This is a genomic window from Streptomyces sp. NPDC046876 (genome assembly GCF_040645035.1).
Classification (GTDB): domain Bacteria; phylum Actinomycetota; class Actinomycetes; order Streptomycetales; family Streptomycetaceae; genus Streptomyces.
In genome coordinates this window covers 79,846-99,334 of record NZ_JBEYXK010000015.1, presented here as the reverse complement: position 1 = coordinate 99,334, position 19,489 = coordinate 79,846, and the positions used below count along the sequence as shown (strand labels likewise).

Sequence of the window (19,489 nt, the reverse complement as noted above, 5' to 3'; positions counted from 1 at the left end):
CGGCCCGCCCGCGTCGCCCACGCGAACCGCGGATGAACAGCCCGCCAGCAGCTCATCCCACCTGGCTGTTTGTCGCCCTCACCGTGTCCAGAACCACACGGGCGACCAGGGTCGGGTCGTCGTTCATCGGGACGTGGCCGCATCCGCGCAGCCGCACCAGCCGGGCGCCGGGGACGACGTGCTTGGCCCGCACGCCCTGACGGGGCAGCAGCAGCCGGTCCCGGGAGCCCCAGGCGATGGTGACCGGCAGACCGGGCACGTCCTCGGTGAACCGCACGGAGCGGCCGGCGGCCAGGGTCTCCTCGAAGCCGGTGGCCTGGCGCAGGGCCAGGGTCTCGGCGACGACGGCCTCGGGCGAGCGGCGCGCCGGGCGGGCGTAGATCGTGCCGGTCAGCGCGGTGCGGCCGGCGGCGCTGTGCGAGAGCCGCTCCAGGGTGGACAGCGGCAGGGCCAGGGCGCCGACGCGCATCGCGCGCAGGGTGGCGAAGGCGTACTTGCGCTCGGCCTCGGTCCAGAAGCCGGCCGGCGAGAGCGCGGTGACCGAGCGGACCAGGCTGCTGCGGCCCATTTCGAGGGCGAGGAGGCCGCCGAGGGAGTTGCCCACGACGTGCGGGCGTTCGGCCCCGAGTGCCGAGCAGAGCGCGCCGAGGGCCGCGGCGACGCTGTGCAGGTCGTACGGGATCCCTTCGGGAAGGGGCTCCGAGGTGCCGAATCCGGGCAGGTCGACGGCGATCACGTCGTGCTCGGCGGCCAGGATGTCCGTCACCGGGTGCCAAGCCTGGAGGTGGTGCCCGATGCCGTGGAGCAGGAGGAGCGGCGTGCCGGCGCCCTTGCGCTCGTAAGAGACGGTGGCGGTGCGGGGGCCCAGCGGCGATGTGATCGGGAAGGACACCGTGGCGGTCATGCTGCTCCTCGTCGGCCGGACGCGGCCGGCCCGGGGCGGTGGGCGGACGCGCGTGAGACAGGCTGTCAGTTATGACTATGACCATGATTACCGCCCGGTAGTCCGCAAGCCGCAACCCCGCGGGGGCGTGTCGTGGGCGGCCGGCCGCACGCGCGAACATCCTGTGAACGGCTCGATACGTATGCCCGATCTGCCCGGTAAAGGGGTGAGGATTGGTCTTGACCAAGGTGGTGAGCCGCCCTAAGGTCGCAGGGATAGTGCAGGAACCTTTAATAAACAAGGGCGCGGAACTGCCGCTGGAACACGGCGATTGCAGCGATGGCAGGAGGATTCAGGGTGGGGACCACGCAGCTGGAAACGGTGCCGGAGCCGAAGTACTGGCACCTCAAGACCGTCCTCAGCGAGGCGCTCGACTCGGACTTCGCCGTCGGCGAGGTCCTGCCGAACGAGCGTGAGCTCGCCGCCCGTTTCGGAGTCGCCCGCGCGACCCTGCGCCAGGCCCTGGAGCAGCTGGAGCTCGAGGGCCGCCTCCAGCGCCGCCGCGGCGTCGGCACCACCGTCGCCCCGCCGCGCGTCGGCGTCGCCGTCGGCAGTACGCGGCACAGCTGGCCCGGCGAGAGCCCCGACGGCTGGGAGGCCGTGGACGCCGCCGAGACCGTGCCGCCCGCCGCGGTGCTGAAGGTCCTCCGCACAGCCGCCGACCAGCCCGTGCACACCGTGCGCCGGACCCGCAGCACGCAGGGCCAGGCCGTCGCCGCCGAGCTGCTGTACGTGCCCGCCGCCTCGGTGCCGGGCCTGTCCGTACCGGGCCTGTCCGCCATCGACGCCCCGGCCGGAGCCGGGCGCGCCCGCGCCGTGCTGCGCGAGCTCCAGCGCCTCGACCTCGACGGCCAGGACCGTTCGGTCGAGCTCGGCTCGGCCCGCGCCGACGACGCCAAGGAGCTGGACCGCCTGCCCGGCGCCCCCGTCCTGGTGGTCACCACCCGGTACTTCACCGCCGCGGGCACGGCCGCCGTCTCGATCGCGACGTACCGCGCCGACACCTGCCGCCTCACCTTCGGCGACTCCGGCGACGTCGAGATCGCTGACGACACGCGCGTCGCCTCCTGACTGCCCCCGGTCGCCGGACGGGCGGTTGCCGGGTGCGGCGGCGGGTCAGCGGCGCCGGGCGGTGACCGTCCGCTCCACGGCGAACAGCTCCTCCTCGACCTGGTCCAGCGCCAGCCGGAGCGCCCCGGTGGCCACGGCGGCCTCGCCCAGGAGGGACTGCACCACCCGGGGCGGGCGCAGGCAGTAGCGTTCGAGCTCCCGGCGCAAGGGGTCCAGGACGCCGTCCAGGCCGGCCGCCCAGCCGCCGACCACCACCAGCTCCGGATCCATCGCCAGCACCAGGGCCGCCACGTCGTGCACCAGGCGCTGGATGAAGCGGTCCACCGCGGCCACGGCCTGCTCGTCGCCCCGCGACGCCTTGGCGAAGACCTCGGCGACGGCCTGCTCGTCCAGCGGGTGCAGCGGCTCGCCGTTCGTCGACAGCAGCTTCTCCGGGGTGACCTCGCGGCCCAGCAGGTGCAGCGCGCCGATCTCGCCGGCCGCCCCGCCGAACCCGCGGTGCAGCCGGCCGCCGATCAGCGAACCGGCACCCGGGCTGAGGCCCGCCATCACGAACACCATGTCGTCGGTGTCCTGAGCGGCCCCCTTCCAGTGCTCGGCGAGCGCCGCCGCGTTGGCGTCGTTCTCCACCTGCACCGGGCAGCGGAATGAGCGGCGCAGCCGGTCACCGAGCGGCAGGCCGGTCCAGCCGGGCAGGGCCGTGCCGAGGCGGACGGTGCCGTCGGCCTCCACGATGCCGGGGCTGCCGACGCCGACCGCCCGCAGTGAGTCCCTCGGTACGCCGGCGCGGCGCAGCAGATCGGCCACCGCCGCCCGGACCCGCTCCAGCCGCTCGTCGGCAGAGGCGGTCTCGGCCACGTCCTTGGTGCCCGCGCCGATCACCCGCCCGTCCAGCCCGGACAGCAGCACCGCGATCCGGTGCGAGCCGATCTCGATGCCGAGCAGGTGCCCCGCTTCCGCCCGGAACCGGTAGCGCCGGGCCGGCCGCCCCTGCCGGCGGGCACCCTCCTCCGCATCGGCCTCGACGACGAGCCCGGCGGCGATGAGCCCCTCGACGACGCCCTCGACGGTCGGGCGGGACAGCCCGGTCACCCGGGTCAGGTCGGTGAGGGTCGGCGACCGGGAGGCGCGCAGTGCCCGCAGCACCACCGCCGAATTGATCCGCCGGAGCAGAGAGGGATCTCCGCCGGTCAGCTGCCCCAACGTCTGTCCTCCCAGCTGGCGAGCCTGTCAGCCGGATCGTACTGCGCACCCGCCGCGGCGGCGAGGAGCGGCCCCCGCCGGACCGGGCCGGAGCGCTCGGCGCGGGTGATCAGGTCGGCACGACGAAGCCCGATTCGTACGCCGCGATCACGGCCTGGGTCCGGTCCCGCGCCCCCAGCTTCGACAGCACCGCACTCACATGGGACTTCACGGTCTCGGTCCCCACGAACATCTCGGCCGCGATCTCCGCGTTGGTCAGCCCCCGCGCCATCAGCCGCAGCACCGCCTCCTCCCGCTCGGTCAGCGCGGCCCGCTCCAACCGCGCCCGCGCCCCACTGCTCCCGTACTCGGCGGCCAGCGACCGCACCGCCGTCGGGAAGAGCAGCGTCTCGCCCTCCGCGACCAGTCGCACCGCGTGCACGATCTCCGACGGCCGGGCCCGTTTCAGCAGGAACCCGTCCGCCCCCGCCCGCAGCGCCCGGTACACGTACTCGTCGTTCTCGAAGGTCGTGACCACCAGGATCTTCGGCGGCTGGTCGATGCTCTTCAGCACCGCCTTGGTCGCCTCGATCCCGTCCAGCAGCGGCATCCGCACGTCCATGGCGACCACGTCCGGCCGCAGCTGCCGGACCAGCGGGATCACGGCCGCACCGTCGGCGGCCTCACCCACCACCTCGATGTCGGGCTGGGCATCGAGCACGGCGCGCAGCCCCGCGCGCACCAGCGGTTCGTCGTCGACGAGCAGTACGGTGACCGGCATCCGCTCAGCTTATGTGCTGAGCGGGAGCCGTGCGCGCACCCTCCATCTCCCCTTGCGTGGACCGGATTCGGCCGAGCCCCCGAGCAGCGCGGCCCGCTCCTGCATCCCCCGCAGCCCGCTGCCGCTGCCGCCGCCGGGGGAGACCTGGCCTTCGGGCAGCGGATTCGACACCTCCAACTCCAGCTGCCTGCCGGACATTTCCACGCGCACCTCGACCGGGACCGGTCCGCAGTGCCGCAACACGTTCGTGAGCGCCTCCTGCAGGATCCGGTACGCCTCCCGGGTGACGGGTCCCGGCAAGGTCTCCAGCGGGCCGCTCAGCCGGGCGTGCACCTGCGCTCCCGAGGCCCGGGTGGAGTCCAGCAGCCGGTCCGCGTCCGCGAGCGTCGGCCGCTGGGAGGGACGCGGACCGGAATCCCGCAGGACCGACAGGACCCGGTCCAGGTCCTCCAGAGCCGCCCGGCCGGTCTCCTCTATCGCGCTCAACGCCCGCTCGGTGAAGGCCGGATCGCCCGCCGCCCGCGCCGCCCCCGCCTGCACCACGGCCACCGTCAGCGCGTGCCCGATCGTGTCGTGCAGCTCGCGCGCGATCCGGGTGCGCTCCAGCAGCTGCTCGGTCCGCTCCTCCAGTACGGACAGCCGCTCCGCGGCCGAAGGCCCCAGCAGCCGGGTCGCGATGGACGTGATGAGCTCGCCCATCAGGAACACGGTCACGAGCAGCACGACCAGCGGCAGCGGAGTGAGCACGGCCGCCAGCCAGGGCGGCGGGACCACCGGCAGCATCACGTCCCCGCGGACGGGATAGCCGAACGCGGCGGTGAGCAACTCGACGCTGAACGCCGGCAGCCACACGGTGGCGAGCATGGCCACGAAGGCCAGCCCCAGCCGTATCTCCAGCCACAGCACGGTCCGCCAGCGATCGCCCCAGCGCTTCGAGGCCACCGTGGATATGGCGCTCTCCTCGGCCCCGCGGTCGTACGGGGTGAGCAGGAACTGCGCCTGCAGCCCCTCCGCCGTCCGCATCCAGGGGATGAGACCGAACGGAGCGATGATCAGAGCAGGGGCCCACGGGATCTCGTCCTCTATGAACATCCACACCGCGACCAGCAGCACGGGCACGCACAGGTGCAGCCAACGCGTGTACGTCAGGGGCCGGAACGGCGCTGTGATCAATCGGTGCATGCCCCCATCGTGACAGCACCGCGATCACGGCCGTCTCCCCCGTGCGGGGGAGACGATCCCCCCGTGCGGGGGAGGAGGGGGAGGGGGGCCGACGGCGAATCTTGAGCCATGAACCGCATCGAGATCCGCCGACTCACCAAGGAATACGGCACGACCAAGGCCGTTGACGACCTCAGCTTCGACGTCCTGCCCGGCCGGGTCACCGGCTTCCTGGGCCCCAACGGCGCCGGCAAGTCCACCACGTTGCGGGTGCTGCTCGGGCTGGACCGGGCCACCTCCGGGACCGCCACCATCGGCGGCCGCAGCTTCACCGACCTCCAGCAGCCCCTGCTCCACGTCGGAGCACTGCTGGACGCCCAAGCCGCGCACGGCGGCCGGACCGCCCGCGACCACCTGCTCGCCCTGGCCGTGAGCAACCGCATCCCGGTGCGCCGGGTGGACGAGGTCATGGAGCAGGCGGGCATCACGTCCGCCGCGAAGCGGCGGATCAAGACCTACTCCCTGGGGATGCGACAGCGACTCGGTATGGCTGCCGCGCTGCTCGGCGACCCCGGCGTGCTGCTGCTGGACGAGCCCACCAACGGCCTGGACCCCGAGGGCATCATCTGGATCCGCGAGCTGATGCGCGGCCTCGCCCGTGAAGGGCGGACGGTCCTGGTGTCCAGCCATCTGATGTCGGAGACGGCCTCCTTCGTCGACCACCTGGTCGTCCTGGGACGCGGCAGGCTCCTCGCCGACACCTCGATGGAGGACTTCATCGACGCGCGGAGCACCCCCCGGGTGCGGCTGCGCACCTCCGACCCGATACGCCTGCGCGCCGCCCTCGCCCGGGACGGATTCCGGCTGACCGAGGCCGCGGAGGGCCGCTGGACGGTCGACGGGATGCAGGCCGAGCAGCTCGGCGCGCTCGCCGCCCGCGAGGGCGTCGCGATGCTCGAACTCTCCGACGAGCGGGCGTCGCTGGAGCAGGCCTACCTCGACCTCACCGCCGACCACGGCGAGTTCACCGCCACCCACTGACCCATGACCGGAGGAAACCGCGCCATGTCCACCACCGCCCTGCCCACCCGAGCCGCCCTGCACGCGGAATGGATCAAGATACGCTCGCTGCGCGGCATCGTCGGGTCGCTCGTCGCGACCTTCGTGGCCGTCACCGGGTTCCAGATGCTGACCGCCGCCGCCATCGGGACCGCCGAGGAAGGCAGCATGGGGTCGGACCCGATGTTCGCCGCCTTCTACGGGCTGATGTTCGGGCAGACAGCGGCCATCGCGTTCGGTGCGAACGCCATCTCGAGCGAGTTCCACAACAACGCCCTGCGGATCACGCTGACGTCGGTGCCGAACCGCACCCGCTTCTACCTCACGAAGGTGCTCACGGTGGGCGGGCTCGCCTTCCTGGTCGGCGAGGCGACCGCCTTCGCGACCTTCCTCGGCGGCCAGGCCTTCATGGGCCGGTACGCCATCGGCCTGGGGGACGAGGGCGCACTGCGCGCCGTCGTCGGCTGCGGGCTCTACCTGACCCTGATGTCCCTGTTCGCTGCCGGCATCACGGCCGTGTTCCGCAGCGCGGCGGCGACGCTCAGCATCCTCATACCGTTCATCCTGGTCGTCTCCTTCGTCGTGGGCGACGTTGCGGGCGGGGCCGCGCAGTACCTCCCGGACCGTGCGGGGCAGATGGTGATGCGCGTCGAGCCGTGGGGCGAGCTGGGCCCCTGGACCGGCCTGGGAGTGATGGCCCTGTGGACGCTGGCCGCGCTGATCGGCGGCTGGGCGGCGGTGCGCCGCCGCGACGCCTGACACGCATGACGGAGGGCCAGTTGTCAGTGCTCGGCGGAATACTGACGGCATGACCACGGCACAGCATCTCGAGACGATCGAACGGCTGCGGGCCAGGGAGTTCCCCACCGAGCACGGCCGGTCGGACGTGGGGACGAGCGGCCCGGGGTACCACCTCGCCGAGCTGGGCGGCAGCCGGTGGTACGGCGACGAGGACGCGGCCGACCGGGCGGCGCACGAGGACCAGGTGTCCGCCGAGTACGAGGCCCTGACCCACCGGTTGGAGGAGCGCTGGGGGAAGGCCGACACGTTCAGTCTCGGCAGTCTGCGGCTGCGGGACGGGGGAGAGGAGGTGCCGCAGCCGTGGCGGGAGATCGGTGACACCAGCGACCACCTGCACTTGTGGCGGGCCGGGGACCGCTGGGTCGCCGTCTACACGGCCCACTGGGGGGCCGACCACTCGCCCCAGCTGATGGTCGCGGTCACGGTGGTCGACCCGCCCTAATGACCGGGTGCGTCCGCGTCGGCGGCCGCGCGGAGGCGGGCGAACTCCTCGGCCATGGTCTGGGCGGTCCAGTGGGCGTTGAGCCCGCTGGGGTTGGGCAGGGCCCAGATCCGGGTGGAGCCGATCGTCCGGTCCTGGGGGCCGATCCGGGCGTGGCGTTCGCCGAAGGCGGTGCGGTAGGCAGTGACGCCTGCGACGGCCAGCCAGCGGGGGCGCAGCGCCTCCACCTTGGCCTCCAGGATGCGGCCGCCCTCGACCAGCTCCTCGCGGCTCAGTTCGTCGGCGCGGGCGGTGGCGCGGGCGGCGACGTTGGTGATGCCGAGGCCGTAGAGGAGCAGCTCCTGCTGCTCGGCGGGGGCCAGGCGGCGGGGCGTGAAGCCGGACAGGTGCAGGACGGGCCAGAAGCGGTTGCCGGGGCGGGCGAAGTGGTGGCCCGTCGCGGCGGAGAGGAGACCGGGGTTGATTCCGCAGAACAGCACACGCAGACCGCCCGCGACCACGTCGGGGACGAGGCGGTCGCGGGCGGCTTCGAGCTCTTCGGGGGTCAGAGGATCGACCCCGGTGCGTACCCGGCGGCCTCCGGGTACTGCTTCGCGATGGCCTCGATGCGGGAGACCACCGCCGAGACCTGGTCGCCGGCGGCGCCCGTGAAGGACAGCTTGTCGGCCATCAGGGCGTCGAGCTGGGCCCGGTCCAGCGGCATCCGCTCGTCGGCGGCCAGCTTGTCCAGCAGCTCGTTGCGCTCGGCGCCCTGCTCGCGCATCGCGAGCGCGGAGGCGACCGCGTGCTCCTTGATGACCTCGTGGGCGGCCTCGCGGCCGACGCCGGCGCGGACCGCGCCCATCAGGACCTTGGTGGTCGCGAGGAACGGCAGGTAGCGGTCCAGCTCACGGGCGACGACGGCCGGGAAGGCGCCGAACTCGTCGAGGACGGTCAGGAAGGTCTCCAGCAGGCCGTCGAAGGCGAAGAACGCGTCGGGCAGGGCCACGCGGCGGACCACGGAGCAGGAGACGTCGCCCTCGTTCCACTGGTCGCCGGCGAGCTCACCGGTCATCGAGGCGTAGCCGCGCAGGATGACCATCAGGCCGTTCACACGCTCGCAGGAGCGGGTGTTCATCTTGTGCGGCATCGCGGACGAGCCGACCTGGCCGGGCTTGAAGCCCTCGGTGACCAGCTCGTGGCCGGCCATCAGGCGGATCGTCTTCGCGATCGAGGACGGGGCGGCGGCCAGCTGGACCAGCGCGGTGACCACGTCGTAGTCGAGGGAGCGGGGGTAGACCTGGCCGACCGAGGTGAAGGCCTGGGCGAAGCCGAGGTGGGAGGCGATGCGCTGCTCCAGGTCGGCGAGCTTGGCGGCGTCGCCGCCGAGCAGGTCGAGCATGTCCTGGGCGGTGCCGACCGGGCCCTTGATCCCGCGCAGCGGGTAGCGGCCGATCAGGTCCTCCAGGCGGTCGAAGGCGACCAGCAGCTCGTCGGCCGCGGTGGCGAACCGCTTGCCCAGGGTCGTCGCCTGCGCGGCGACGTTGTGGGAGCGGCCGGCCATGACCAGCTCGGCGTGCTCGCCGGCCAGCTTGCCGAGGCGGGCGAGGACGGCGACCGTGCGGTCACGGGCCAGCTCGAGGGAGAGCCGGATCTGGAGCTGCTCGACGTTCTCGGTCAGGTCGCGGGAGGTCATGCCCTTGTGGACGTGCTCGTGGCCGGCGAGGGCGTTGAACTCCTCGATGCGGGCCTTCACGTCGTGGCGGGTGACCTTCTCGCGCTCGGCGATCGAGGCGAGGTCGACGGTCTCGAGCACGCGCTCGTAGTCGGCGAGCGCGGCGTCCGGGACGTCGATGCCGAGGTCCTTCTGGGCGCGCAGCACGGCGAGCCACAGCCGCCGCTCCAGCGTCACCTTGTACTCGGGGGACCACAGGACGGCGAGCTCCGGGGAAGCGTAGCGGCCGGCCAGGACATTGGGGATGCGGGGCTTGGCTGTCACGTGTAGGGATTCTACTTGGGCCGCCGCTGTGCGTTTACGCAGGTCGGACCCCTGCCTCGGATTGTGCTTTGCTACGAGGGCAGCTCGCCGACGGTGGCCTCGTACGGCACCAGCTCCGGGCGCTTGGCCGGCCGTCCGTCCCCGGAGGAGCGGCCCGTCAGCCGGCGCCCGATCCAGGGCAGCAGGTGCTGCCGGGCGAAGCCGAGGTCCTGCGAGCGGCGCACCGCCCAGCCCGGCCGCACGGCCGGCGGGAGACCGGCGCGCCAGTCCTCCTCGGCCGGCAGTCCCAGAGTCTGCCAGACCGCCTCCGCCACCCGCCGGTGGCCCTCGGCCGTCAGGTGCAGCCGGTCCACGTCCCACATCCGCTGGTCGCCGAGGACCTCGGCCCCGTACAGGTCGACCACCAGGGCGCCGTGCCGGGCGGCGAGCTCCTCGACGACGGCGAAGAGCTCCTCCATCCGCGGCCGGAAGCGCTCCATCACCGGGCCGTTGCGCCCCGGGGAGCGCATGAGCACCAGCGTCTTGCAGGAGGGGGCGAGGAGGCCGACGGCCTCCTCCAGGTGGCCGCGGACCCGGCCCATGTCGACCTTGGGCCGCAGCGCGTCGTTGAGCCCGCCGACCAGGGTCACCACGTCGGCGCGCATCGCCGCCGCGGCGGGGACCTGCTCCTCGGCGATCTGCCCGATCAGCTTGCCGCGGACCGCGAGGTTGGCATACCGGAAGCCCGGCTCCCGCGCGGCCAGCCGGGCGGCGAGCAGATCGGCCCAGCCGCGGTAGGAGCCGTCCGGCAGCAGGTCGGACATGCCCTCGGTGAAGGAGTCGCCGACGGCGACGAAGCTGGTGTAAGACGCATTGATCCGCATGGCGGAAGCGATGCTACCGGGCGGTATCCCGGCGGGGCGGGCCGGGTTGGGCACGGCGGGCCGGGACAGACCGGGAGCGGCCGGGGCCCGGCTGTGGCGGGCCTCAGGCGGAGGCGGGTCGGCCGAAGAGCTCCCTCAGCACGTCCTCCATCGTCACCAGGCCCGTCATCGCCCCGTCCGGCCCGAGGACGGCGGCCAAGTGCGTGCGGCTGCGCCGCATCGCGGTGAGGACGTCGTCCAGCGGGGTCTCTGCGCGGACCTGGGCGATCGGGCGCAGCGCGGACGCGGGGAAGGGCGCCTCCCGCTCCGCCCCGCTGGCGTCCAGGGCGTCCTTGACGTGGAGGTATCCGAGGATCCGGGCCTGGCCCTCGGTCACCGGGAAGCGGGAGTACCCGGACTCGGCCGAGAGCCGCTCCAGGGCCGCCGGGGTGATGCCCAGCCGGGCAGCGACGACGCGGTCCGACGGCAGCACCACGTCCCGGACGGGACGGCGGCCCAGCTCCAGGGCGTCGTGCAGGCGCTCGCTCGCCCGGTCGTCGATGAGCCCGGCATCGCTGGAGTCCTTCACGATCCGGGCGAGCTCGTCGTCGGAGAACGTCGCGGAGACCTCGCCCTTGGCGTCCACCCGCAGCAGCCGCAGCAGGAGGTTGGCGAAGGCGTTGATCGCGAAGATCACCGGCTTCAGCGCCCGGGTGAGGGCCACCAGCGGCGGCCCCAGCAGCAGCGCGGTGCGCACCGGCTCGGCCAGCGCCACGTTCTTCGGGAGCATCTCGCCGAAGAGCATGTGCAGGTACGTGGCCAGCGCCAGCGCGATCACGAAGGAGACCGCGTGGGTCACCTCGGAGGGGATCCCGACCAGGTCGAACAAGGGCGTCAGCAGGTGCGCGATGGCCGGCTCAGCCACCACGCCCAGCACCAGGGTGCACAGGGTGATGCCCAGCTGGGCCGCCGCCATCAGCGCCGAGACGTGTTCCAGGCCCCACAGGACCGAGCGGCCCCGCCGGTCGCCCTGCTCGGCGTACGGCTCGATCTGGCTGCGCCGGACCGAGATCAGTGCGAACTCGGCGCCGACGAAGAAGGCGTTGACGACCAGGGTCGCCAGGCCGATCAGCAGCTGCAGCACGGTCATCGCTCGCCCTCCCGGTCCGTGTCCTGTGCGGGTGCGGCCGGCGCGTGCAGCAGCACCCGGGCGGCCCGGCGGCCGCGGGCGTCCACCACGTCGATCCGCCAGCCGGCCAGCTCCAGGCTGTCGCCGACGGCCGGGATCCGGCCCAGTGCGGTGGCTATGAGTCCGGCGAGGGTCTCGTAGGGGCCCTCCGGCACGCGCAGCCCGATCCGCCGGAGCTGGTCGGTGCGCGCGGCGCCGTCGGCGGCGTACAGGAGGCGCCCGGAGGCGTCCGTCCCGGCCGGGGCCAGGTCGGGGGTCTCGTGCGGGTCGTGCTCGTCGTGCACCTCGCCGACGACCTCCTCGACGATGTCCTCCAGCGTTGCCACGCCGGCCGTGCCGCCGTATTCGTCGATGACGACGGCCATCGTCTGCTTGCCGGAGAGCCGGTCCAGCAGCCGGTCCACGGTCAGGGACTCCGGTACGAACAGCGGCGCGCGCAGCAGCTGCGCGACGGGGTGGTGCAGGCGCCGCTCGGCGGGCAGGGCGAGCACGTCCTTGATGTGGACGGTGCCGACGACGGTGTCGAGGCTGCCCCGGTAGACGGGGAAGCGGGACAGGCCGGTCGCGAGCGTCGCGTTGGCCACGTCCTCGGCGGTGGTCTGCACGTCGAGCGCGGTGACCTGGACGCGCGGGGTCATGACGTTCTCCGCGGTCAGGTCGGCCAGGTTCAGGGTCCGCACGAACAGCTCGGCGGTGTCCTTCTCCAGGGCGCCCGCCTTGGCCGAGTGCCGGGCCAGGGCCACCAGCTCCTGCGGCGTGCGCGCGGAGGCCAGCTCCTCGGCCGGCTCCAGGCCGAACCGGCGGACCATGTGGTTCGCGGTGGTGTTCAGATGGCTGATGAACGGCCTGAAGGTCCGGCTGAAGACCCGCTGCATGGTCGCCACGCGCTTGGCGACGGCCAGCGGGGAGGAGATCGCCCAGTTCTTGGGCACCAGCTCGCCGATGACCATCAGGACGACCGTGGACAGCACGGTCCCGAGCATCAGGGCGGTCGAGGAGGCGGCCGCGGCCGACAGCCCCATCGCCTCGAACGGACCCTGCAGGAGCGCGGCGATCGACGGCTTGGAGATCATGCCGATGATCAGGCCGGTCACGGTGATGCCGAGCTGGGCGCCGGACAGCTGGAAGGTCAGGCTGCGGACGGCGGCCAAGGCGCTCTCGGCGCCGCGCTCGCCGCGCTCGACGGCCCGTTCGAGCTCGCTGCGCTCGACGGTGGTCAGAGAGAACTCGGCCGCGACGAACGCTCCGCAGGCAAGGCAGAGCAGCAGTGCCACGACGAGCAGGAGCACTTCGGTCATCGGTCGGTCACCTCGTTCCCATGATCAGCCAGGAAGAGGGCCGACGCGCGGTGTCGGCCGCAGCGGCGGTATCGGGTACGGCGACGTCGGGTACCGGGGGCTCGCCCATGGGCGGATGCTCACACCTTTCCTTGCGGTTTCGGCAGCAGGAACCGTCGCCCACCATGGTAAAGGATCGGCAAAGTGCCGTCTTCATCCTTTGGGTGGAGTGGCGGGCGGGTGATGGGATCCGAGCATGAGTGATCTTCATATCGGACCCGCCTCGAGCGACGATCTCGCCGCCGTCCTGGACTTCTGGAAGACCGCCGCGGAGGGGACGAGCATCAGCGACGACCTCGCCGGAATCGGCCGCCTGCACGCCCGCGATCCGCAGGCGCTGCTGCTGGCCCGCCGTGACGGGGAGCTGGTCGGGACCGTGATCGCCGGGTTCGACGGCTGGCGCTGCCACCTCTACCGGCTCGCGGTGCATCCGGAGCACCGCCGCCGCGGCATCGGCTCGGCCCTGCTGACCGCTGCCGAGGAGCGCTTCGAGGAGCTCGGCGGGAGGCGCGCCGATGCGATGGCGCTCGACCGCAACGAGCAGGCGCACGGGGCGTGGGGCGCAGCCGGCTACCACCCCGAGGACCAATGGACGCGCTGGGTCAAGCCGCTGAAGGGGTGAAGGAACGCCGAAGCGCCCCGTCCTGGGACGGGGCGCTTCGCCGTGCGAGCGGCGGCCGGTCAGGCCGGTCAGGCCGGCAAGGCCGGCAAGGCGGGTCAGGCCCGTCAGCCCGGCCTTCAGGTCAGGCCGGCCAGGCGGCCAGGAAGGACTCCGCCGACCAGGTCCCCGACAGGGCCGGGGCCAGCCACGTCGGCGCCGCGGCCCGGAAGGCCTCGGGGGACAGCGCCCCGGAGCCCTCGGGGACCGCCCCCAGCAGCGGCAGCCCGGACGAGTCCGGCAGGTCCGCCAGGTTGCAGCGGCAGGCCAGGTCGGGCTCGGCGGGCCAGCTGCCGATGACCACCCCCTGCGCGGTCAGCCCGCGGGCGCGCAGGGCCTCGGCCGTCAGGGTCGTGGAGTTGAGGGTGCCGAGGGCCGCCGGGGCGACCACCAGGACCGGGGCGTCCAGCAGCCGCGCCGCGTCCGCCAGGGTGCGCCCCGCCTCGTCGAAGCGGACCAGCAGACCGCCCGCCCCCTCCACCAGGACCAGGTCGTGCGAGGCGGCGAGCTTCTGCGCGGCCTCCGCGACCGCCTCCGGCGACACGGTCGCGAGCCCCGCCCGCCGGGCCGCGGTGTCCGGGGCCAAGGGCTCCGGATAGCGGGCCAGTTCCACGGGCGTCACCGAGGGGCCCGCCAGCCGGGCCGCCTCCGCCGCATCGCCGGGGACGCCCGGCTCCAGACCCGTCTGGGCGGGCTTGAGCACCGCCACCGAACGGCCCCGGGCCGCCGCGGCGGCCGCGATCGCGGACGTGACCACGGTCTTGCCGATCTCCGTGCCCGTGCCGGACACGACGAGGACGCCCATCTCAGCCCTCCTTCGCCGCCGCGCACACCGCGCGGCAGATCCGGGCCACGTCGGCGTCGCCCGTCACGAACGGCGGCATGGTGTAGACGAGGTCGCGGAACGGACGCAGCCACACGCCCTCCCGGACCGCGGCCCGGGTGGCGGCCGCCATGTCGACCTCGTGCGTCAGCTGGACCACCCCGATGGCGCCGAGCACGCGCACGTCCCGTACGCCGGGTAGCGCACGGGCAGGTGCCAGCCCCTCCAGGAGCCCGGCCTCGATCCGCTTGACCTCGCGCTGCCAGTCCTGGCCGAGCAGCAGCTCGATCGAGGCCAGCGCCACGGCCGTGGCCAGCGGGTTGCCCATGAACGTCGGCCCGTGGGCCAGCACCGGCACCTCGCCCTGCGAGATGCCCGCCGCCACGCGCTCCGTGCACAGGGTCGCCGCCAGCGTGAGGTAGCCGCCGGTCAGGGACTTGCCCAGGCACATCACGTCCGGGGTGATCCCCGCGTGGTCCGCGGCGAACAGGGCCCCGGTGCGGCCGAAGCCGGTCGCGATCTCGTCCAGGACCAGCAGGACGTCGTACTCGTCGCACAGCTCGCGCAGCACCCGCAGGTAGCCCGGGTTGTGGAAGCGCATGCCGCCCGCGCCCTGGACCACCGGCTCCACGATCACCGCGGCGAGCTCGGCGGCGTGCGCGGCGATCAGGGAGCGCAGGTGGTCCACGTACGCGGGGTCCACCGGCGCGGAGAACCCGCCCGGCGGCACGTCGGCGAACACCTGGCGCGGCAGCACGCCCGACCAGAGCTCGTGCATGCCGCCCTCGGGGTCGCAGACGGCCATCGGCGTCCAGGTGTCCCCGTGGTAGCCGCCGCGCCAGGTCATCAGCCGGGTCTTGCCGCGCCGGCCGATCGAGCGCCAGTACTGCAGGCACATCTTCGCCGCGACCTCGACCGCGACGGAGCCGGAGTCGGCGAGGAAGACGTGCTCCAGGCCGGCCGGGGTGATCTCGACGAGTTTCGCGGCCAGCCGGACGGCGGGCTCGTGGGTGAGCCCGCCGAACATCACGTGCGACATCCGGCCGAGCTGGTCGGCCGCGGCCTCGTTCAGGGCCGGGTGGTTGTAGCCGTGGATGGCCGACCACCAGGACGACATGCCGTCGACCAGCTCGTCCTGCCCCTGTGCGGGTTCGGCGAGCCGCAGCCGGACCCCCGAGGCGGAGGAGACGACCAGCGGCTCCTGCCGCCCCGGCATGGGCCCGTACGGATGCCAGACGTGCTGCCGGTCCAGCGCGAGCAGGTCGGCGGCCGACAAGGGGCCGTAACGCTCGGACATGCCGTCCGGCGCGGACATGCCGTCCCGCGCGGACATGCCGTCCCGCGCGGACCGGCCGTGCTGCGGATCAGGCATTGGGGGCGAGATCCGTCCCCGCGCCCCGGCGGCGCACCGCGACCAGGTCCGGGCGCACCTCGCCCGGCTCCGCCTGCGCGGGCACGGCCTCGTGCCCGTGGCCCGAGCAGCCGCCGCAGGCCGAGCCGCAGCCGGCCTCGGCCGCCGCGGAACCGCACGGCCCGTGGGACGCGGAAGCGGCAGCAGCGGCGGCAGCCGCCGCGGCGGCGTCGGCGCGGTGCGCGGGCAGGGACGACGTACCGGCGCCCTCCACCTCGAAGCCGGCGTCCGCGATCATGTCGAGGTCGGCCTGCCCGGCCTGGCCCTCGCTGGTGAGGTAGTCCCCGAGGAAGATCGAGTTCACCACCTGCAGGGCGAGCGGCTGCATGCTGCGCAGGTGCACCTCGCGGCCGCCCGCGAGGCGGACCTCGATGTCGGGGCAGACGAACCGGACCATCGCCAGGATGCGCAGGCAGCGCTGCGGGGTGAGGTTCCACTCCTTGGCCAGCGGGGTGCCCTCGAAGGGGATGAGGAAGTTGACCGGCACCGAGTCGGGGTCCAGCTCGCGCAGCGAGAAGACCACGTCGACCAGGTCCTCGTCGCTCTCGCCCATGCCCGCGATCAGGCCGGAGCAGGCCGACAGGCCGGCGGCGTGCGCCTTCTGCACCGTGTCGACGCGGTCCGCGTAGGTGTGGGTCTTGGTGATCTGGCCGTACGTCGCCTCGGACGTGTTGAGGTTGTGGTTGTAGGCGTCGGCGCCCGCGTCCTTCAGACGCTCCGCCTGGCCGTCGGTGAGCAGGCCGAGGCAGGCGCAGACCTCGATGTCCTCGTTCTGCTCCTTGATCGCCTCGATCGTCCTGCCGACCCGCTCCACGTCCCGGTCCGTCGGGCCGCGGCCGCTCGCCACCAGGCACACGCGCTTCGCGCCGCCCGCGACACCCGCCGCGGCGGCCGCGGAGGCCTCCTCCGGCTTCAGCCACGTGTACTTGAGGATGTCGGCCTTCGAGCCCAGGCGCTGGGAGCAGTACGAGCAGTCCTCCGGGCAGAGCCCGGACTTCAGGTTGACCAGGTAGTTCAGCTTGACCCGACGCCCGAACCACTGGCGGCGCACCTTGCCGGCCGCGGCCACTACGTCGAGCAGTTCGTCGTCAGAGGTCGCCAGTACGGCGAGTGCCTCTTCGCGGGTCGGCAGCTCGCGCCGCAGCCCCTTGTCCACCAGGGTGTTCAGCAGGTCCATGACGCCGATCCTGGACCACACGACCACTCCCGGCCAAGGAGAGATCGCACAACATGGCCGGAACGGAGTGTGTGTATCGCCACACCTGGCGCTCGAGTCTCGCCCGTTAGGGTCGGGCATCGCCTGTGGACAGCCGACAAAACGCGGAGACCCGATGCCCCAGCCCCGCCCCGAGCCCGATGACGTGTTCGCCTGGATCGACGGGGCGGAGCAGGCCCGTGAACAGGCCGGACTCGTCCGGACGCTGCGCCCGCGCCCGGCCGACTCGCCGCTGCTGGACCTCGCGAGCAACGACTACCTGGGCCTGTCCCGGCACCCCGAGACGGTGCGCGGAGCACGCGATGCGGCCGAGCGGTGGGGAGCCGGGGCCACTGGATCGCGCCTGGTCACCGGCACGACCGAGCTTCACGGGGAGCTCGAGCGGGAGCTCGCGCAGTTCTGCGGGTTCGAGGCGGCGCTGGTGCTGTCCTCCGGGTACGCGGCCAATCTCGCGGCCGTCACCGCGCTCAGCGACCGGGGCACCCTGGTCGTCTCCGACGCGGGCAACCACGCCTCGATCGTGGACGGCTGCCGGCTCTCGCGCGCCGGGACCGCGGTGATCCCCCACTCGGATCCGGAGGCCGCGCGCAAGACGCTCGCCACCCACGAGGGCCGGGCCCTGCTGGTCAGCGATTCGGTGTTCTCCGTGGACGGGGACGCGGCTCCGCTCGCCGCGTACGCGGCCGCCTGCCGCGAGGAGGGCGCGGCCTTGGTCGTGGACGACGCGCACGGCCTCGGCGTGCTGGGCGAGGGCGGCCGCGGCGCACTGCATGCGGCCGGCCTCGCGGGGGCGCCCGACGTGGTCGCCACGCTGACCCTGTCGAAGTCCCTCGGCAGCCAGGGCGGGGCCGTGCTCGGCCCGGCCAAGGTGATCCGGCACCTGGTCAACACGGCGCGGACCTTCATCTTCGACACGGGGCTGGCGCCCGCCGCCGCGGGCGCGGCGCTGGCGAGCCTGAAGCTGCTGCAGCGCGAACCGGAGCGCGCCGCCCGGGCCATGGAGGTGGCCGGCCGGCTGTACGGGCGGCTCACTGCGTCCGGCCTGACCGCGGCCAGGCCGGACGCGGCCGTGGTGTCGGTACGGGCCCCGTCGGCCGCGGCGGCACTTCGCTGGGCCGCCGACTGCCGCGAGGCGGGTCTGTCCGTCGGGTGCTTCCGTCCGCCGTCCGTCCCGGACGGCATCTCCCGGCTGCGGCTGACCGCTCGGGCCGATCTCACGGGGGACGAGATCGACCGGGCCGTCGAGACGATCCTGCGGACCGCCCCGGCCGGAGCCGCGGACGCGCCCTAGGACGTCCGGGCGTGCCGGCGTGCGGGTGTCAGGACGTCATACCAGCACGTCATACCAGCACGTCGGCCCGTAGCGATGCGAGGAAGCCGTTCCAGGCCGGCCCGGTGAAGAGCACGGCCGGGCCGTCCGTCCGCTTGGAGTCGCGGACGGCCAGCAGGCCGCCGCCGTCCAGCACGGCCGTTTCCACGCAGTTGTTCATTCCGGTACTGCGGCTGCTTCGCCGCCACCGGGTCGCACTTTTCAGAAGTCCGCTGGTGGAGAGGGGGGTTGCGGACACGGGGGTGCCTCCTTATACGCGTCGTCGGCCAGTGAGCCGATGAGATCCGACGAGTCCCGGGGCGGGAGGGCGTGCGCCTGGATCGTGCGGAACGCGGCGCTGTACGCCTCGAGGTCTTCCTTCCGCTCCAGATAGAGGCTACTCGTCAAATGGTCGAGTACCACCACATCCAGATCGGCGATGTTCGGAAATGAGAAAATTACGAACGGTCCGGTCAGGCCGAGATGACCCCCCACGCTGAACGGCAGCACCTGGAGCCTCACTTGGGGCAGCCGTGCCACCTCCACCAGATGGCGCAGCTGCGCCGCCATCACCCCAGGCCCCCCGATCTGCCGCCGCAGCACCGCCTCGTCCAGCACGGCGCTCAGCTGGAGCGGCGGATCGGCCCGCAGCACCGACTGCCGCGCCAGCCGTACGTCGACCAGCGCGTCCACCTTCGGCTCCGGCAGACCGCCCAGCGCGGCCCGCGTCACCGCCCGCGCGTACTCGGCGGTCTGCAAGAGGCCCGGAACCACGGAGAGTTCCACCGTGCGGGCCGAGCGGGCGCCCGCCTCCAGGTTGATGAAGTCCCGGTACTCCTGCGGCAGCAGGCCCCGGTAGTCGTGCCACCACTGGCGGCCCCGCACGGCGTCGCCGCCCGCCCCGGGGCCGGCCGCCGAGACCGCGAGCGCCTCCAACAGCGCCCGCTGCTCCGGGCTCACCACCGAACCATAGGCGTCGAGCAGCAGCCGGATGTCCTCCGGTTTGACGCCACTGCGGCCCGTCTCGATGCGGCTGATTTTCGACTGGTGCCAGCCGACGATCCGGGCTGCCTCACCACTGGTGAGTCCGGTACGGTCGCGCAGGGCACGCAATTCCTCGCCGAGCTTGCGCCGGCGCACCGCGGGACCGTGCTGCATACCCGCCTCCTTCCACCGGCACAGCTCGCACCAGTTTGCCGTCCAAATACGCTCTTCCGTAGCAGAGTTCACCGCATTGAGCGACAGATATATGCATATCTTGGGGGAACGGCAGCACCCGCGGGACG

Annotated in this window: 20 protein-coding genes; 6 read left to right on the top strand and 14 right to left on the bottom strand. The window is 73.2% G+C overall.

Going from position 1 to position 19,489, the window contains the following annotated elements:
• Positions 1–52 precede the first annotated feature (52 nt).
• Complete coding sequence (locus ABZ924_RS12055) at positions 53–904, bottom strand: alpha/beta fold hydrolase (RefSeq protein ID WP_361907236.1); 852 nt, start codon at positions 902–904, stop codon at positions 53–55.
• Positions 905–1,240: 336 nt separating this feature from the next.
• Here ABZ924_RS12055 and ABZ924_RS12050 point away from each other — a divergent pair, with 336 nt between their 5' ends.
• Positions 1,241–2,014: a GntR family transcriptional regulator gene (locus ABZ924_RS12050; RefSeq protein ID WP_361907234.1), complete on the top strand. Its 774-nt coding sequence runs from the start codon at positions 1,241–1,243 to the stop codon at positions 2,012–2,014.
• Positions 2,015–2,059: 45 nt separating this feature from the next.
• Here ABZ924_RS12050 and ABZ924_RS12045 read toward each other — a convergent pair whose 3' ends face one another.
• From ABZ924_RS12045 to ABZ924_RS12035, 3 genes are all read right to left on the bottom strand, one after another.
• Complete coding sequence (locus tag ABZ924_RS12045) at positions 2,060–3,217, bottom strand: ROK family transcriptional regulator (RefSeq protein ID WP_361907232.1); 1,158 nt, start codon at positions 3,215–3,217, stop codon at positions 2,060–2,062.
• A gap of 109 nt (positions 3,218–3,326) precedes the next feature.
• Entirely contained in the window at positions 3,327–3,977 is a 651-nt protein-coding gene (locus ABZ924_RS12040) for a response regulator transcription factor (RefSeq protein WP_361907230.1), read from the bottom strand.
• A 9-nt stretch (positions 3,978–3,986) separates the two neighbouring features.
• Positions 3,987–5,159 carry a histidine kinase gene (locus ABZ924_RS12035; RefSeq protein WP_361907228.1) on the bottom strand — a complete coding sequence of 391 codons (1,173 nt, stop codon included), beginning with the start codon at positions 5,157–5,159 and terminating at the stop codon, positions 3,987–3,989.
• Between the two features lie 108 nt (positions 5,160–5,267).
• On the opposite strand from ABZ924_RS12035, the gene ABZ924_RS12030 reads away from it, so the two are divergent.
• The 3 genes from ABZ924_RS12030 to ABZ924_RS12020 are packed head-to-tail and all read left to right on the top strand — an operon-like array spanning position 5,268 to position 7,440.
• On the top strand, positions 5,268–6,179 hold the full coding sequence (locus tag ABZ924_RS12030; protein ID WP_361907226.1) for an ATP-binding cassette domain-containing protein: 912 nt from the start codon (positions 5,268–5,270) through the stop codon (positions 6,177–6,179).
• Positions 6,180–6,203: 24 nt separating this feature from the next.
• A complete protein-coding gene (locus ABZ924_RS12025; RefSeq protein ID WP_361907224.1) occupies positions 6,204–6,956 on the top strand; it encodes an ABC transporter permease in 753 nt (250 codons plus the stop codon).
• Positions 6,957–7,005: 49 nt separating this feature from the next.
• Entirely contained in the window at positions 7,006–7,440 is a 435-nt protein-coding gene (locus ABZ924_RS12020; RefSeq protein ID WP_361907222.1) for a hypothetical protein, read from the top strand.
• Here ABZ924_RS12020 and mug read toward each other — a convergent pair.
• The 5 genes from mug to ABZ924_RS11995 form a co-directional block, all read right to left on the bottom strand.
• The gene (mug, locus tag ABZ924_RS12015; protein ID WP_361907282.1) at positions 7,437–7,988 is read right to left on the bottom strand and encodes a G/U mismatch-specific DNA glycosylase; all 552 of its coding nucleotides are present in this window, start codon (positions 7,986–7,988) and stop codon (positions 7,437–7,439) included. The genes ABZ924_RS12020 and mug overlap by 4 nt on opposite strands.
• On the bottom strand, positions 7,985–9,418 hold the full coding sequence (purB, locus tag ABZ924_RS12010; protein WP_361907220.1) for an adenylosuccinate lyase: 1,434 nt from the start codon (positions 9,416–9,418) through the stop codon (positions 7,985–7,987). Before purB ends, mug begins: the two co-directional genes overlap by 4 nt.
• Before the next feature lie 71 nt (positions 9,419–9,489).
• The gene (locus tag ABZ924_RS12005; RefSeq protein WP_361907218.1) at positions 9,490–10,281 is read right to left on the bottom strand and encodes an SGNH/GDSL hydrolase family protein; all 792 of its coding nucleotides are present in this window, start codon (positions 10,279–10,281) and stop codon (positions 9,490–9,492) included.
• A gap of 103 nt (positions 10,282–10,384) precedes the next feature.
• Entirely contained in the window at positions 10,385–11,410 is a 1,026-nt protein-coding gene (locus ABZ924_RS12000; RefSeq protein ID WP_361907216.1) for a hemolysin family protein, read from the bottom strand.
• Positions 11,407–12,747 carry a hemolysin family protein gene (locus tag ABZ924_RS11995; protein WP_361907214.1) on the bottom strand — a complete coding sequence of 447 codons (1,341 nt, stop codon included), beginning with the start codon at positions 12,745–12,747 and terminating at the stop codon, positions 11,407–11,409. Before ABZ924_RS11995 ends, ABZ924_RS12000 begins: the two co-directional genes overlap by 4 nt.
• Before the next feature lie 235 nt (positions 12,748–12,982).
• Between ABZ924_RS11995 and ABZ924_RS11990 the strand changes: the two genes are divergently transcribed.
• On the top strand, positions 12,983–13,408 hold the full coding sequence (locus ABZ924_RS11990) for a GNAT family N-acetyltransferase (RefSeq protein ID WP_361907212.1): 426 nt from the start codon (positions 12,983–12,985) through the stop codon (positions 13,406–13,408).
• A 121-nt stretch (positions 13,409–13,529) separates the two neighbouring features.
• Here ABZ924_RS11990 and bioD read toward each other — a convergent pair whose 3' ends face one another.
• The 3 genes from bioD to bioB form a co-directional block, all read right to left on the bottom strand.
• Positions 13,530–14,249: a dethiobiotin synthase gene (gene bioD, locus ABZ924_RS11985; RefSeq protein WP_361907210.1), complete on the bottom strand. Its 720-nt coding sequence runs from the start codon at positions 14,247–14,249 to the stop codon at positions 13,530–13,532.
• Between the two features lies 1 nt (position 14,250).
• Positions 14,251–15,564 carry an adenosylmethionine--8-amino-7-oxononanoate transaminase gene (locus ABZ924_RS11980; protein ID WP_361907280.1) on the bottom strand — a complete coding sequence of 438 codons (1,314 nt, stop codon included), beginning with the start codon at positions 15,562–15,564 and terminating at the stop codon, positions 14,251–14,253.
• A 67-nt stretch (positions 15,565–15,631) separates the two neighbouring features.
• Positions 15,632–16,855: a biotin synthase BioB gene (gene bioB, locus ABZ924_RS11975; RefSeq protein ID WP_361907208.1), complete on the bottom strand. Its 1,224-nt coding sequence runs from the start codon at positions 16,853–16,855 to the stop codon at positions 15,632–15,634.
• A 154-nt stretch (positions 16,856–17,009) separates the two neighbouring features.
• Here bioB and ABZ924_RS11970 point away from each other — a divergent pair, with 154 nt between their 5' ends.
• Positions 17,010–18,185, top strand: a complete 1,176-nt coding sequence (locus tag ABZ924_RS11970; protein ID WP_361907206.1) for an 8-amino-7-oxononanoate synthase — start codon at positions 17,010–17,012, stop codon at positions 18,183–18,185.
• A gap of 49 nt (positions 18,186–18,234) precedes the next feature.
• Here the strand turns inward: ABZ924_RS11970 and ABZ924_RS11965 are convergent, their stop codons facing one another.
• The gene (locus ABZ924_RS11965; RefSeq protein WP_361907205.1) at positions 18,235–18,462 is read right to left on the bottom strand and encodes a DUF397 domain-containing protein; all 228 of its coding nucleotides are present in this window, start codon (positions 18,460–18,462) and stop codon (positions 18,235–18,237) included.
• Entirely contained in the window at positions 18,426–19,361 is a 936-nt protein-coding gene (locus ABZ924_RS11960) for a helix-turn-helix transcriptional regulator (protein WP_361907203.1), read from the bottom strand. Before ABZ924_RS11960 ends, ABZ924_RS11965 begins: the two co-directional genes overlap by 37 nt.
• Positions 19,362–19,489: the final 128 nt, after the last annotated feature.